1 tRNA gene is annotated in these 560 nt (G+C 29.1%); it reads left to right on the top strand.

Going from position 1 to position 560, the window contains the following annotated elements:
- Positions 1 to 220 precede the first annotated feature (220 nt).
- Positions 221 to 292, top strand: a tRNA-Gln gene (locus DAI20_RS20055).
- The last annotated feature ends 268 nt before the right edge of the window (positions 293 to 560 follow it).

Below are 560 nucleotides of genomic sequence, written 5' to 3'. Positions count from 1 at the left end.
CAATCAAAAATCCTTTCATTCTCTTATGAGAATGAAAGAAATAATATTTTCATACAATATCTTAATTGAATTCTATGTAATGATCAATAAAGTAAGTTTGATTTGCTATCTACACGTGTCAAAACTATAGCACCAATGTAATCTATATTTCATTTGGGCTGAAATTGAATTGACGAACAACCAATAGCAATATTACTCTTTTAGTAGTCTTGAATAAAAATGGGGCGTAGCCAAGCGGTAAGGCAACGGGTTTTGGTCCCGCTATTCGGAGGTTCGAATCCTTCCGTCCCAGAGTCCAGTCATTACGAAATAAATCTTCTATTGCCTTTGTACACCATCTTTTTATTTCTGTTTAAAAAAACAATATTTTTTAAGAATAAAATATTGAAATGAAAAGAAGAATAAACTTCTTTTTCATTATTTCACCCGAAATTACAAAAAATCTATTTGCTTTTTTTAGTTGTGTGTGATGTAGGTAAGTAAGGTAGAACCGTAGATTCTACGAGTTTGAATAAAAAAATCTATATTTATATATATAAATATAGATTTCTATTCAAATT

This window comes from Planctomonas deserti (assembly GCF_003067705.1).
GTDB classification, from domain to species: domain Bacteria; phylum Actinomycetota; class Actinomycetes; order Actinomycetales; family Microbacteriaceae; genus Planctomonas; species Planctomonas deserti.
This window is presented reverse-complemented; position numbering and strand designations above follow the sequence as displayed.